This window comes from Hymenobacter arcticus, assembly GCF_054779975.1.
Genome location: NZ_BAAGXF010000001.1, coordinates 476,636 through 490,638, shown reverse-complemented (window position 1 = coordinate 490,638; position 14,003 = coordinate 476,636). Strand labels below are relative to the sequence as shown.

The window sequence follows — 14,003 nt, the reverse complement described above, 5'->3', positions numbered from 1 at the left end:
AATGGGGCGTAAAAAACGGACTTATTTAACCGGCTCGGCGGGGGCGGTGGCCTGCTGGCGGCGGGCATCCTCGGCCAGGTAAAAAGTGGCTTCCTGCTGATACGCAGCCAGGTTGCGGCTCGATTGCGCCCGGGCCAGGTTCACCACGGCGTTTTGGAGGGCGGTGCGCTGTTCGGGCGTGCAAATGGTGCCGGTGGGGTTGGCCAGCAGCGCGGCGTGGCAGCGGTCCAGCTCGGTTTCCATGGCGCTTACCTGGGCCGCGCCCTTTTTGGGAAGCTGGTCGGTGGGGGTACGCACCATTGGGAAGGTCTTGCCTTCGTAATTGTCTGAGGTACTGGCGGCGGTGCGTGCCTCGCCCGTGCCCGCTGGCGTGGCGTCAGCAAGTTTGGTAGCGTTGCTGTCGCTCAGGCGTTTGGCCAGTATAGCGCTATTCACTCCCAGGCGTATCAGGTTCACCATTTGCGCGTGGGCGACCGGCGCGGCCCCCAGGCCTGCCAACAGAAGGCAGGAAGAAAGTAGTATTTTTTTCATAAGGAAGAATTCAGAGGCTAAGGTATTGGCAAGGCGACTGAATCCAGCGCTACCTACTCCGCATCGCCGCCCCAGGCCTGGGGGTCAGCCTCGGCCAGCAACTGGCGCAATTCCTGAAAAGTAGCGGCCAGAGCGGCAGCGCGCTCGGGCGGCAAGCCCGCCACGCGCCGGCCAAATACCTCTTCCACCGTGAGCTCGTGCAGGTGCTCGATGGGCGCGGTAGCTTCGGCCAGCATGGTGGGCGCGTCGGTTTGGCGCTGGTGGCGGGCCCCGCGCGGGGCCAGTACGTGGGCGCGGCGCTCGTGCAGGGCGGCTTGCACGCGCCGCTGCACCTCGGAATACGACTCATCGGAGCGCACCTGTACGTCGGCCCAGGCCACTAGGCTAAATGCCTCGTTATCATAGGCCATGATGGCGGCCTCCACCTCCTCCAGCCCACCGTGGAAGCGCTGCAAGCGGCGCGCCACCGGCACGGCCAGCGAGGTGATTTTGGGCTCGCCCGCCCCCGCAAAATCGAGCAGCAGCACCTGCTGCCGGTCGTCGGCTTCGGTGAAGGAGAGCGGCACCGGTGAGCCCGAGTAGCGGATGCGCGCCTGCCCGCCCACCACCTGCGGGCGGTGCAGGTGGCCCAGCGCCACGTAGTCGAACGCGGCCGGGAAATGCTCGGCGGCAATCACGCCCAGCCCGCCAATGTGCACGTCGCGCTCAGCCCCCTCGCGGGCCTCGCCGCCGGCCGCGTAGAGGTGGCCGGTGGCCAGCACTGGCACGTCCTGCTCGCGCAGGCCGCGTACTAAGTCGTGGTTGCTCAGCAGCTTATAGTGGCCCGCAATGCTATCGCGCACGCGCAGCTGGCGCTCGTCGGGCGTTTCGCCGGCCACGGCCAGGCGCAGGTCGCGGTCGCGCAAAAAAGGCACGGCGGCCACCACCAGGCCCGGCCGCCCGTTGGCCCCGGCCAACGGAATAACCTGCTCGGCCGCCTCGGCGGGCACGCCGCCCACCACGTGAATGCGCAACGCCCGCAACAGCTGCCGGCTGGCGTTGAGCAGGGTGGGGGAGTCGTGGTTGCCGCCCACTATCACAATGTCGCGGCAGCCGGTGGCCTGCATCCGCACCAGAAAATCGTAGTACAGTTCCTGCGCCGCGTGCGAAGGCGTGGTGGTGTCAAACACGTCGCCGGCCAGCACCAGCGCCTCCACGCCTTCGGCTTGTACGGTGGTCAGCAGCCAGTTGAGGAAGGCTTTTTGCTCGGTGAGGCGCTCGTGGCCGGTCAAAAAATGCTGGCCCAGGTGCCAGTCGGCGGTGTGCAGTACACGCATCAAAAACAACAAAACAGAATCTACCCAAAGATACGCGCCCGCTGCGGCGGCTACTAGGCTACCGTTGCGCTACTTCGCCGTACGCCACAAAGGCGCGGGCCTCGGGGTAGGCCACGCGAATGAGGCCATCGTTCAGCCGCAAGCTGATTTTGCCCAGTCGAAACCGGGTGTATGACCGGCGTGCCAGCGGCTGAAAAAAGTAGTTATCGTAAAAATATAACTTACTGGCGGTGTGCTTAATATAAAGCAAATCGAAGGCGTAATAAAGCGGCCAGTCAGTGTGGCGGACTACGTAAAATGGCGACGCGCCCGCCGCCTGGTGCTGAAACGTGATGCCCGGCCGATGCTGGCGCAGGGCCTGCTGCACCTCGGGGTGGCGCAGCAGCGGCTGGGGGTCGAAGCGTAGCGTGTCGCCGCTGCCTTGCAGGTAGTGGCGCATGAGCCCGGCCGCCTGCGGATACGCGACCCCGCCCCCGGCCAGCAAACCCTGGTAAAGCAGGCGTAGCCCCCAGCGGTCGGCCGGTGTGCTGCGGCCGGCCAGGGCGCGCTGCTCGATACCAGTGAGCCAGTGCTGCGCGAGGCCCAAATCGCCGGTGCCCCACACGGCCACTGCTGCTAGTACTAGGCTGGTGACCAAGCTGATACCAAGAAAATGGCGAGTTTTAAGGTGGAGCATGCGAATGAAAAGAAGTCACAAAAGTAGAAGCTTCAAACCCCTTCAGCCAGCCGCCTAAAGCGTAGCAGTTTTCCGTAGCGGAACCCAGGCGAAGCTTTCTTCATGAAAATTTCATAAATAGCAGTAGTGCCGATAATAAACTGATAGCAAGTGTTTTGGATAGTGTGCAGTGTTGCGCAAAGCTGGTAAGTGCCCACTGGTATTTTGTTAAAAATACGTTCTACTCGTCCGCATTTCCGTAAAAGGGAATGACGCTGCCCAACCAGCTTGGTTTCGGTAGTCTTTGCATTAACGTACACTCAATCAGATTTTTATGAAAACCACTCAGCTTTTCGGAGCCGCCCTGCTTGGGTTGGCTATCAGTTTTTCGGCCCACGCCCAAACGCCCGTAGTGGGTACGCCTGGCGCGCCTATCGCTCCCGGCTCTCCCATTGTAACGGGCTCGCAGGTGCCCAATACCGGTGCCGTAGTGCCCGGCCAGGCCGGCATGAATAATGGCGCAATAGTGCCTGGCCAGGCCGGTATGAACAACGGCATGGGCACGGTGCCCGCCGGCGGTGTACCCGCCAACGCTACCACGCCCATTGGTAGCTCGGGCCAGCTATACCCGGCTGGCGGCGTGCCCACCCGCAATGTGGATGGCGGCACGCTGCGCTCCGACCAGCCCACCATTGGCAACGGCAACCCCGCCACTACGGGCGGCCAGCCTACGCGCCGCCTCAACAAAGCCCGTACCACCACAGCTCCGGTTCGTCCCTAAGTGACTTCATGTAAGGTGATTACACAAAAAGCCCGCTTGCTCTCGGAGAGCAAGCGGGCTTTTTGTTGGCTGGCTGGCCAGGGCAGCTAGCTGATTTTTTTGCCGCTCATGGCTTGCTTGATGGAGATGTTCATCACGCGCTCGGCGTAGGGGCGGGTCAGCTCGTCTAGCTCATCCATGCGCTTGAGGATGAGGTCGCGCTCGTTGCCAGTGAGGGCGGCGCGCAGCTCGTCGGTTTTGGCGGTAGTGGTGGCTACTTCGCTGGCTTCCAGATGTTCGGCGTTTTTCTTAAGGAAGCGCTCGACTTGGTAGAGGAGCTGCTTGGCGGCGGTGCGGGCCTCAATGAGCAGGCGGCTGGCCACGTCTTGCTTGGCGTTGAGGAGCGAGTCCATCAGCATCTGCTCCACTTGGTCGTCGGTGAGGCCATACTGCGGCTTGATATCGACCTGCTGGCGGGTGTCGGAGCGCAGCTCCACGGCCTCCACGCGCAGAATGCCGTCGGCGTTGAGAAAGAAGTTGACGTCGATTTTGGGCAGGCCGGCGGGCATGGCCGGAATGCCGCTGAGCACAAACTCGCCCAGCTTACGGTTTTCGCTAACCAGGTCACGCTCACCCTGATAGACGCCAATTTTCAGGTTCACCTGGCCATCGACACTGGTAGTATACTGGCGGCCGGCCTTGGTCGGAATCTTGGAATTGCGCGGAATAATGGCGTCCATGAGGCCGCCCAGCGTTTCGATGCCCAGCGTGAGGGGCGTCACGTCGAGTAGCAGCACGTCGCGGCGGTTGCCCGCCAGGATATCGGCCTGAATGGACGCGCCCAGCGCCACTACTTCGTCGGGATTGAGCGAACTGTTGACCGGCTGATTAAACAACTCAGATACAGCTTCCTGCACCAATGGTACGCGCGTGGAGCCGCCCACCAGCAGCACGGCGTTGATGGCGGCGGGCGTGAGCTGGGCGTCGCCCAGGGCTTGGCGGCAGGCGGCCAGCGTGCGGTCCACCAGCGGCCGGATGAGGCCGTCGAACTCGGCGCGGGTGAGTGTGACGCTGGTCACGTTTTCGTCGCCATCGATGAGCTGGGTCGTGAAGTCGTCGTGCTGGCTGAGGTAGCGCTTGGCCATTTCGGCGGCTAGGCGCAGCTGCTGTTGCAGGGCGGGTACTTCCTGGTAAGTGCTTGGTAAGTTGAACGTTGACTGCCAATGCTCCACCACGGCGCGGTCCATGTCGTCGCCACCCAACCAGGTGTCGCCGTGGGTGCTCAGCACCTCAAAAATGCCCTGGTGCAGGCGCAGAATGCTGATGTCGAAGGTGCCGCCGCCGAGGTCATACACGGCCACGGTTTTCTCTTCGTCGGGGTCGAGGCCGATGCCGTAGGCCAGGGCGGCGGCGGTGGGCTCGTTCACAATGCGGAGTACCTCCAGGCCGGCTAGGCGGCCGGCGTCGCGGGTGGCTTGGCGCTGCGAGTCGTTGAAATAGGCGGGCACCGTAATCACGGCGCGGCGTACCGGCGTTTTGAGGGCGTGCTCGGCGCGGTGGCGCAGCTCGCGCAGGATATCGGCCGATAGCTCGATGGGGGAGTAGAAGCGGTCGCCCACCCGCACCTTCACCAGGCCCTCGGTGTCGTCGTCAATCACCTTGTAGCCCAGCTGGCCGGCGTGCTGGCCCAGGTCGCGGTAGCTTTTGCCCAGCAAGCGCTTCACCGAATAAATGGTGTGGGCGGGGTCGGAGAGCAGGAAATCGCGGGCCTCGTTGCCCACTAAAGGCGAGCTGCCATCGGCCGGAAAATGCACGACGGAGGGCACGATGGTGCCGCGGCCCAGGTCGTTGATGGCCGCCGGCTGGCGGGTTTCGGGGTGCACGTAGGCCACGAGGCTGTTGGTGGTGCCCAGGTCGATACCCACAATCAGCTCTTCCTGCTGAATGGCGCCGGTGGCGAGGTTGATGGCAACTTTAGCCATAAGAAAAAAACAGAGCGGCCGCGCTGCCGCGGCCGGTCAAAAACAAGTGAAACAAACTGCCGCCCAGCTTGCAAAAGTACGCCCGGCCGGGGGCTGCGCGCTCGCCCGCGCCCCGGTACAGTGATAAGCCAAGGCGGCGGTAAAAGTTAAATGGGTGCAAGATTCGGGCATCTGAACAAATGCGCAGAACCGGCGGCCGGCTTACAACGTAGATGAAAGCCAATAAAGAAAATATTGTGGGTAAAACGCTTAGTATCAGTACTAAAAAAGTAGAATTATTCAATTAAGCTTTAGCATATTTCCACCCTTTCCCTTTTCTTTTTTCATGAAAAAACTGCTTACTCGTCCCGCTCTTCAAGTAGCGTTAGCTGCCGCCGCCGTGGGCGGCCTGCTCACGTGGAGCGGCCACACCAACCACCTGGAGGCCTCTTCGCACCGCGAAGCGCCGCTCATTGCCGACGACCCCCTGGCCGATAACACCGACCTGTACGCCTTCCGCTCGCCCGACGCGCCCACCAACAACGCGGCTGCTACGGTGACCATCGTGGCCAACTACATTCCGTTTGAGCTGCCCCAGGGCGGCCCCAACTTCAACACGTTTGGCGAGAATATCCGGTACGAGATTCACGTTAAGAACAACCAGAATACTACCGGCGACGACATTACGTATCGCTTCACCTTCACCCGCGCCAACGAGGACCCTAGCACCTTTTTCCGGGTGCGCCTGGGCAAGGAAAACCTGAAAACCACCTACAAGCTGGAGCAAAGCCTGGCTGGTGGGGCCTTTACCACGCTGGTGGCCGCTGGGGTAGTGCCCGCGCCCAACATTGGGCCAACCTCCATTACCAACGCCGCGGGCTTGGGGCAGGCTAACTACCAGACCTACGCCGAGAGCACCATTCAGACGGTGGGCGGCATGAAGATTTTCTGCGGACCCACGGACGACGCCTTCTTTACCGACCTGGGCAGCATTTTTGACCTCGGTGGCGTGCGCTCCCGCACCGCCGCCCGCGATGGCTTGGCTCGTAAGAACGTGCACTCCATCGTGATGCAGATTCCGGTGACTACGCTGGCCCGGGCCGGTACGCCCGCCCTGACCGCCACCACTACGGGCTTTGAAGCCGGCCTCGTATCGCCTTATACCGTAGGTATTTGGGCTTCGGCCAGCCGCCCAGCTATTCGCACGCTCAACCCCACCACCGGTGGGCAGACCTACACCGTGGGCGCTACCGTGGCCCCCACCACCGGCTACGTGGGCTCGCCCGATGGCTGGGTTCAGATTTCGCGCATTGGCATGCCCCTCACCAACGAGGTGGTGCAGGCCGTGGGCCTGAAAGACGAGTGGAATGCGGGCTCAGCCTATGGCATGGTGCCCAAGTTTGACGCGGGTGCTAAAAACCCCGAGCTGGGCCTCTACATGGCTGATAACGTGCCCGTAAATGGCGCGGCTCCCAAGCCCGCTGGCCAGACCTATTACGGCGAAGCCGTACCGGGTTTCGCCGGCCTGCGCATCCAGACCAAGTCGCTGGCGGGCCTGTTGCCCGCCGCGTCGGGTTTGTCGGGTGGCTTCGACTTCCGCGACGGTGCGCCGGGCCTGAGCCCGCTGCTGGGCAACGCCCTCACCGCCGGCACGGCCTTCGCTACCACCGCTAACGGTGGTTTTGGCGAGTACCTGCTCAACAATGGCCAGGCTGGCAACCCCCGCTCGGCCGACTTGCTGCCCATCTTCCACACCGGCGTGCCCAACCTGATTCCGTATCAGCTGGCAACTGGCAAAACCGGCGGCAACCCGCTCACGGCTGGTAAGCCCTTCATCAACAACTTCTTGCCGACTTTCGGCGACATGCTGCGCCTGAACATGGCCGTGCCGCCTACCTCGCGCACCTCGGCCGACTTCAGCTCGGAAGGTCTGCTGCAAGCCGCCGTACTGGGCCTCACCGACCCGCGCTACAACACCTCGGCCGCCGTGCAGATTATCCCGAACATGGACGGCTTCCCCAACGGCCGCCGCCTGGAGGATGACGTGACCCGCATCGAGCTGCAAGCCGTGGGTGGCGTAGTATTGGCGGCCGTAGGCCTCTGGTATGATGACTACACCGTGGGTACCTCCACTACGCCCGTAACGGCGCAGTTAGGCCGCGTGCTGGCCTTCACCACGAACATCGAGCGGAACGACACGACCTTCCGCACCGGCTTCCCCTACGTGCAAACGCCCTGGAGCGGCACCACTGCCCAGCGCATTGCCCTAGCTCAGCTGGCGCCGAACCCAACGCTGGGTTTGGCTCCTAACCTGACCGTAGCCAGCGCCTACCCGAACCCCACGACTGGCAGCACCACCTTCCGCTTCGAGCTCGCCACGGCGTCTAACCTGAACGTGCAGATTGTGGATGCCGTCGGCCGCCGCGTAGCTACCATCTCGGCCAAAGACTACCCAGCGGGCGTCAACGAGATAAAGTGGCAGCCCAACGCCTCGGTGGTACCGGGCCAGTACGTTGCCTCGGTGTACGCCGGCAAAACGCTGATTCAATCGCTGCGCGTAGAGCGCCGTTAGCGGCTGCCCGGCTACTGCTACCAGTAGCCGCACGCTGAAGAAAAAGGGGCCGTCGGTTAGCTTATCCAGCTGGCGGCGGCTCTTTTATTTTCGTAGCTTGCCGCCCGGCTGGTCCGGTAGTTTTTGGCCACTCAAGCTACTCCTTACCGAATACCCTCTTCTTTCTCCTGCCCGTGCGTAAAAAACTATACCCTGCTTTGCTGCTAGCCTTTGCGGTGGCAGTAGTAGCCATCGTCTTTTTCAAAAAGCCCGCCCCGCCCACCTTGCCCGCGCCCAAAGACCGCATCGGCAACCTAGCCCTGGGCGGCGAGTGGGTGAACACTAAAGCCTCGATGGAAGGCCTCTTGGCCAAACTGCGCACCGACCCCAACGACCAAAAAAGCCGCCTGCTGCTGGCCGAAGCCTACATGCAGGAAGGCCGCGTAACCGGCAACCACCCGTATTACGACGCGGCCGCCATGCAACTGCTGCAAGAGGTGCTCAAAACCGACCCCGAGAACTTCGAAGCCCTGTGCTGCCAAGCCTCACTCAGCCTCACCCAGCACCACTTTTCGCAGGGCCTGGCCCTGGCCGAGCAGGCCCAGGCCATCAACCCGCAAAGTGGCTATGTGTATGGTTTGCTCACCGATGCCAACGTGGAGCTGGGCCGCTACGACCAAGCCGTGAAGATGGCCGATAAGATGAACCAGGTGCGCCCCGACCTCACCGCCTACACCCGCGTGAGCTACCTGCGCGAGATTCACGGCGACATGCCGGGTGCCATTCAGGCCATGGACATGGCCGTGAAAGCCGGCTACAACGGCCTGGAGCAAACTGAGTGGAGCCGCGTGGCCTTGGGCCACCTCTACGAAGTGAGCGGCCAGCTCGATAAAGCTCAAGGTTACTATGAGCAGGCGCTGGCCATGCGCCCCAACTACGCCTACGCCCTGGCCGGCCTGGCCCGCGTGGCCGCCGCCCACAAGGACTACGCTACCGCCATTAAAAACCTGAATCTGGCCCGCGCCACGGTGAAAGACTACGCTTTCACCGACGAGCTGGTGGACGTGTACCGCCTCAACAATCAGCCTGCGGAAGCCGAGAAAATGGCCCAGGAATCGGTCGAGATGCTAGCTGATGCGGCCAAGCAAGCTAATGACAATGAGGAGCTTGGTCACTATACTGACCGCGAGCTGGCCTACGCCTACCTCAAAACCAACGAGCTGGACAAAGCCCTGGAGCACGCCAAAATTGAGTACGCCCGCCGCCCCGACAACATCGACGTGAACGAAACCCTGGCCTGGGTTTACTACAAGCGCGGCAACTTCGCCGAGGCGCTGAAGTACATGACCGTGGCCCGCCGCACCAATTCCCAAAACCCGGTGCTGCTGTGCCGCGCTGGCCTCATCCTCACCAAAACCGGTAAAGTCGCCGAGGGCCAGGCCCTTATCACCAAAGCCCTGGAAACCGCGCCTTACCTCAACCCCGAGGTGGAAGCCGAAGGTAAAAAAATGCTGGCCGCCCGCTAACGCAATGGTGAAGTATACAGCCGTTCGTCATTGCGAGCACAGCGAAGCAATCGCACCAGAACGATACCCGAACGATTTCGTTCTGATGCGATTGTTTCGCTGTGCTCGCAATGATGGGCGATTAGTGATTTTCCCTTTCCTGATTCCGCTGCTGCTGGCCACCCTGCCCGCCGCCGCCCATGTTATCGACGCCGACCTGAGCAAGCTCTCGCGCACGGCTATTTTCTGGACGTATATCCAGCTGGGCTTCACGCATATTATTCCGCTAGGCTTCGACCATATCCTGTTCATTATCAGCCTCTACATCCTAGAGCCGCGCCTCAAGCCGGTGCTGTGGCAGGCCACAGCCTTCACGGTGGCGCACTCCATCACGCTGGGGCTGGCTATGTATGGCATCATCAAGCCGCCGGGCAGCGTGGTGGAGCCCATTATTGCGCTCTCCATCCTGTTTGTGGCGATTGAGAACATTATTACGACCAAGCTCAGCCCCTGGCGGCTGGCCATCGTGTTCGGGTTTGGGCTGATTCACGGCATGGGGTTCGCCAGCGCGCTCACCGGGCTGGGGCTGCCCAAGCAGGACTATTTCGGCTCGCTCATCTCGTTCAATGTGGGCGTGGAGACGGGCCAGGTAACCGTCATCCTGCTGTGCTGGGCGCTCGTTGGGCGCTGGGCGGCCGACCGGCCCTGGTACCGGGCGCGGGTGGTGGTGCCGGTGTCGGTAGTCATTGGCCTGATAGCCGCCTACTGGACCGTGGACCGCCTGCTGGCGTAGCCGCCGGCCCACCGCTTATTCGTTGAAAACAGTCGATTATTCCGCCTAAACCTGCGATTTTCAAACCAGTGCCGCGCCCTACTGCGTAGCTTCGCTCAAGATTACCAGTTCCTATGCTCCGTTCGCTGCTCACCTGGCTTTTGCTGCTCAACTACCTGCTGGTGGTGGGGGCGGGCCTGCTCGTGAGCCGGCCGCCGGAGCCGCTCTTCACCGCCGCGCACCCGTATGTGCATAGCAAAGAGTGCCAGCAACATAACTACCTGCGGCTCGACTGCTTCGAGCATTGCAACGGCAACCAGCACGAGGTAAAAACCAAGCTGCCCACCGGCACCGGCCTGCACTACCTGGCCCAGCTCAAAGGCTTGGATGTGCACTGCGCCATGGGCCAGCTGGCTGCGTTGGCTGTCCCGCGCCACTGGGCCCAGCCGGCCGCGCGCTGCGCCTTGGCACCCCCCGCCCCGCGCCCCAGCCGGGGCGCGCCCGACTACCCCCCGCCCCAACGCGGCTAAAACTGCCCAGCTTCCCGCGGCCGCCCGGCTGCCGGAACCACTACGCGGGCCCAAGGCCCGGCCGCGTGGGCCGTTTTACTTTTTAAGCTGACGCCAGTATTGCGCCCTGTTATGGGCGTGCGGGCGTTGCTAACGTGTTGGTATGCAAGTTAATTACTTCGTGGGGTTAAAGCAGTTGCTGCGTTGGCAGTCGCTGATTTTTTTGGCGGCCATGCTATTGCTGGCCGGGGCGGCGCAGGCGCAACGCTCGGCGGCGCTGCGCGGCACCGTAGCCGATTCGCTCTCGGGCCAGCCGCTGGCGGGCGTGAGCGTAGGGTTGGTGGGCCAGCCCGGCGGCACCGCCACCGATGCGCTGGGGCAGTTTCGCCTCACCGGAGTGGCCCCCGGCACCTACCAGGTGCGTCTGGGCGCGCTGGGCTACCGCCTCACCACCAAAACGGTAACGCTGCTGGCCGGCGAAACGCGGGGCCTGGCCGTGGCGCTGGCCACCAACACCCTCAGCCTGAGCGAGGTGACCGTGAGCCAGCCCCGCGACCCCAACCAGACGCTGGCCGCCATCTCGCACATCGACCAGACGCTGCGGCCCATCAACTCGGCCCAGGACTTGCTGCGGTTGGTACCGGGCCTCTTCATTGCGCAGCACGCGGGCGGCGGCAAGGCCGAGCAGATATTCGTGCGGGGCTTCGACGCCGACCACGGCACTGACTTTGCGGTGAGCATCGACGGGCTGCCGGTGAACATGGTGAGCCACGCCCACGGCCAGGGCTACGCCGATTTTCACTTCGTGATTCCCGAAACGGTGGAGCAGCTGAAGGTGTACAAAGGGCCGTACACGGCGCGCTTTGGTGACTTTGCTACGGCCGGCGCGGGCGAGTTCAGCACCAAAACCAGTCTCGACCATAGCCAGGTAAAAGTGGAGGTGGGCCAGTTCAATACTTACCGGGCGCTGGTGATGCTCGACCTGCTGGGTACCCACCACCTGCTCAGCAAGCGGCCCGAAAGCGCCTACGTGGCCGCTGAATATAATTTTACCAACTCGTATTTCGATAACCCGCAGCATTTCAAGCGCTTCAACGGCCTGGCCAAGTACACGGGCCAGCTGTCGGATAAAACCTCCCTCACGCTGTTTGGCTCGCACTTCGCCTCCAGTTGGGATGCCAGCGGCCAAATACCACAACGCGCAGTTGATGAAGGTATTATATCGCGGTTTGGCAGCCTCGATGCCAGCGAGGGCGGTAACACGCGCCGCACCAATGCCTACGCCGTGCTCATCACCGCGCTGCCCCGCAATGCCGTGCTGCGCCAGCAGGTGTACTACTCGCGCTACTACTTCAACCTGTTCTCCAACTTTACCTTTTTCAAGAACGACCCCGTTAACGGCGACGAAATAGCCCAAACCGATACCGGCCGCAACCTCTACGGCTACACCGGCACCTACGACCGCGACGACCAGTTGGGCGGCCGCAACCTGCACTCGACCTTCGGCCTGGGCACCCGCATCGACGAGGGTGGCCTGCAATTGCGCCACGCCGTGCAACGCCGTATTCTGGATACCGTGAGCACCGGCCGCCTGCACGAGCAGAATATCAACGCCTACCTCGATGAAACCCTGACCCTCACCGACCGCCTCACGGTGAACGCGGCGGTGCGGGCCGACGTGTTTGTGTTTGATTTTCGGGGGCAGCGGGCCGATTCGGCGGCCGGATTTGTGCCGCTGGCGGGCCGCGTCACGCGCGCCCGGGTATCGCCCAAGCTCAACCTCTACTACCAGCTTTCGCCAGCGGTGCAGCTGTTTGCGCGCTCGGGCCTGGGCTTCCACTCCAACGATGCGCGCGGCGTGGTGCAGGGCACCGGCAGCTTCAACGCGCTGCCCCGCGCCTTGGGAGCCGAGGTGGGCAGCACCTTTAAGCCGGTGCCGGCGCTGGTAATAAACGCCGCCCTCTGGACGCTGCACTTGGAAGATGAGCTGGTGTACTCGGGCGACGAGGGCACCACCGAAAGCGTGGGGCCCACGCGCCGCTTTGGCGTCGATGTGTCGGCGCGCTACCAGCTTTCAACCCGCTTTTTTCTGGATGGCGACTTCAATTACAGCCACGGCCGCATCATCGACGCGCCCGCCGGCGAGAACTATATTCCGCTGGCGCCCACGTTTACCAGCATCGGCGGCATCACCATGCGCAGTGCTAAGGGCCTGAATATCAGCCTGCGCTACCGCCACATCGACAGCCGCCCGGCTCAGGAAGACAATGCCGTGCGGGCCGTGGGCTACTTCCTGCTCGATGCGGTGGTTAACTACACGCAGCCGCGCTACCAGTTCGGCGTCACGGCCCAAAACCTGCTCAACGCCCGGTGGAACGAGGCCCAGTTTGCCACCGACAGCCAACTGCGCGGCGAGCGCACATCGGTAAACGAGTTGAATTTCACGCCCGGCACGCCGTTCTACGTGCGCGCCAATGCCAGCCTATTTTTCTAATAATTGAAGCAAAAACGCCCGTCCTGGCGAGCGCAACGCAGTGGAGTGCAGCAATCTTTCCTTGCCGTTCGCTTCGTAAGGTTAGTAATCCGCCCGTGCAGGAAAGATTGCCGCGCTCCACTGCGTTGCGCTCGCCAGGACAAACGATTTACGAAAGCCCTGAAAACTAACTAATCCGCCACCGCCGTGTCTCGCGCCCTCCTAGTTATTATGCTGCTGCTCAACTACCTGCTGGTGGTGTGCGCCAGTGTGGGCGAGCGGGCCGCGCCGCCCGTGGCGCGGGCCTACGGCTACGTGCACCGCCCCGACTGCCAGCTCCAAAACGCTTGGCGCGGCGGCAGCTGCTTCGACGATTGCAACGGCGTGCAATACCACGTGCAGAAGGGCCATAAACCCGTGCCCTTGCAGCAGCTGCTCACCTCGCTAAAGGGCGTGGACTTGCACTGCCTACCCACCGCGGAAATGGCGGCAAACTCCCCGTGTGGGTGCCGCGTTGCCCGGCCGCGGGCCTGGTACGCCGCCCGCACGCCGGCCGGCGTGCGGGGCCGCCTCGACGACCCGCCCCGGCGGGGATAAGTCCCCGCGGCCGCCTGCTCGGTGGCCGTAGATGAGGCGGCTACTAGTCGCTTCATCAGCAATGTCTTATCCCTGCCAAGCAGTGTACCGGCGTGCGCCGGGCGCTGCTATTTCCTTCATTTTTATGCATTTCCTGTCTTCTAAAACCGTGGCGGTGGCTACGGTTGCTTCGTCAGTGCGTCTGCCGCGCCCGGCTGCTTCCTGCGCTGGCCTCCACCTAGCCAGCCTCAACCCCAAGGGAGCCCGCGCGGCGCTGGCTATCGCCACCGACCAGCGCGCTCGGCACCGCGCCGACCAGTCGCGCTACCAGGCTAAGTGTCGGGTAGCCATGTCCTTTTAGCCTCGGGCCCCACTGCTGAAGGGGAAGCCGCCG

Annotated in this window: 12 protein-coding genes; 8 read left to right on the top strand and 4 right to left on the bottom strand. The window is 62.9% G+C overall.

All coding sequences use genetic code 11. From position 1 onward, the window contains the following. Window positions 1-21: 21 nt before the first annotated feature. From ACYVGC_RS02245 to ACYVGC_RS02235, 3 genes are read right to left on the bottom strand one after another with little or no spacing between them, the layout of a single operon-like run. A complete protein-coding gene (locus tag ACYVGC_RS02245; RefSeq protein ID WP_460582147.1) occupies window positions 22-531 on the bottom strand; it encodes a hypothetical protein in 510 nt (169 codons plus the stop codon). Between the two features lie 53 nt (window positions 532-584). Continuing rightward, window positions 585-1,847 (bottom strand): exonuclease SbcCD subunit D C-terminal domain-containing protein, encoded by a 1,263-nt coding sequence (locus ACYVGC_RS02240; RefSeq protein WP_460582411.1) that lies wholly within the window; start codon window positions 1,845-1,847, stop codon window positions 585-587. Between the two features lie 58 nt (window positions 1,848-1,905). Next, window positions 1,906-2,523: a hypothetical protein gene (locus tag ACYVGC_RS02235; protein WP_460582146.1), complete on the bottom strand. Its 618-nt coding sequence runs from the start codon at window positions 2,521-2,523 to the stop codon at window positions 1,906-1,908. A 313-nt stretch (window positions 2,524-2,836) separates the two neighbouring features. Here ACYVGC_RS02235 and ACYVGC_RS02230 point away from each other — a divergent pair, with 313 nt between their 5' ends. Then, window positions 2,837-3,283: a hypothetical protein gene (locus ACYVGC_RS02230; protein ID WP_460582145.1), complete on the top strand. Its 447-nt coding sequence runs from the start codon at window positions 2,837-2,839 to the stop codon at window positions 3,281-3,283. Window positions 3,284-3,369: 86 nt separating this feature from the next. On the opposite strand, the gene hscA is transcribed toward ACYVGC_RS02230, so the two are convergent. Beyond that, window positions 3,370-5,244, bottom strand: coding sequence for a Fe-S protein assembly chaperone HscA (hscA, locus tag ACYVGC_RS02225; protein ID WP_460582144.1), 1,875 nt, complete (start codon window positions 5,242-5,244; stop codon window positions 3,370-3,372). Between the two features lie 325 nt (window positions 5,245-5,569). Between hscA and ACYVGC_RS02220 the strand changes: the two genes are divergently transcribed. From ACYVGC_RS02220 to ACYVGC_RS02190, 7 genes are all read left to right on the top strand, one after another. Then, the gene (locus tag ACYVGC_RS02220; RefSeq protein ID WP_460582143.1) at window positions 5,570-7,795 is read left to right on the top strand and encodes a DUF4331 family protein; all 2,226 of its coding nucleotides are present in this window, start codon (window positions 5,570-5,572) and stop codon (window positions 7,793-7,795) included. 173 nt (window positions 7,796-7,968) lie between these two features. Next, complete coding sequence (locus ACYVGC_RS02215) at window positions 7,969-9,300, top strand: tetratricopeptide repeat protein (RefSeq protein WP_460582142.1); 1,332 nt, start codon at window positions 7,969-7,971, stop codon at window positions 9,298-9,300. A 124-nt stretch (window positions 9,301-9,424) separates the two neighbouring features. After that, a complete protein-coding gene (locus ACYVGC_RS02210) occupies window positions 9,425-10,072 on the top strand; it encodes a HupE/UreJ family protein (RefSeq protein ID WP_460582141.1) in 648 nt (215 codons plus the stop codon). A gap of 113 nt (window positions 10,073-10,185) precedes the next feature. Then, on the top strand, window positions 10,186-10,581 hold the full coding sequence (locus tag ACYVGC_RS02205; protein WP_460582140.1) for a hypothetical protein: 396 nt from the start codon (window positions 10,186-10,188) through the stop codon (window positions 10,579-10,581). A 142-nt stretch (window positions 10,582-10,723) separates the two neighbouring features. Further along, complete coding sequence (locus ACYVGC_RS02200) at window positions 10,724-13,054, top strand: TonB-dependent receptor (protein ID WP_460582139.1); 2,331 nt, start codon at window positions 10,724-10,726, stop codon at window positions 13,052-13,054. Between the two features lie 186 nt (window positions 13,055-13,240). Further along, on the top strand, window positions 13,241-13,630 hold the full coding sequence (locus ACYVGC_RS02195; RefSeq protein ID WP_460582138.1) for a hypothetical protein: 390 nt from the start codon (window positions 13,241-13,243) through the stop codon (window positions 13,628-13,630). A gap of 124 nt (window positions 13,631-13,754) precedes the next feature. Beyond that, window positions 13,755-13,970 carry a hypothetical protein gene (locus ACYVGC_RS02190; RefSeq protein ID WP_460582137.1) on the top strand — a complete coding sequence of 72 codons (216 nt, stop codon included), beginning with the start codon at window positions 13,755-13,757 and terminating at the stop codon, window positions 13,968-13,970. Window positions 13,971-14,003: the final 33 nt, after the last annotated feature.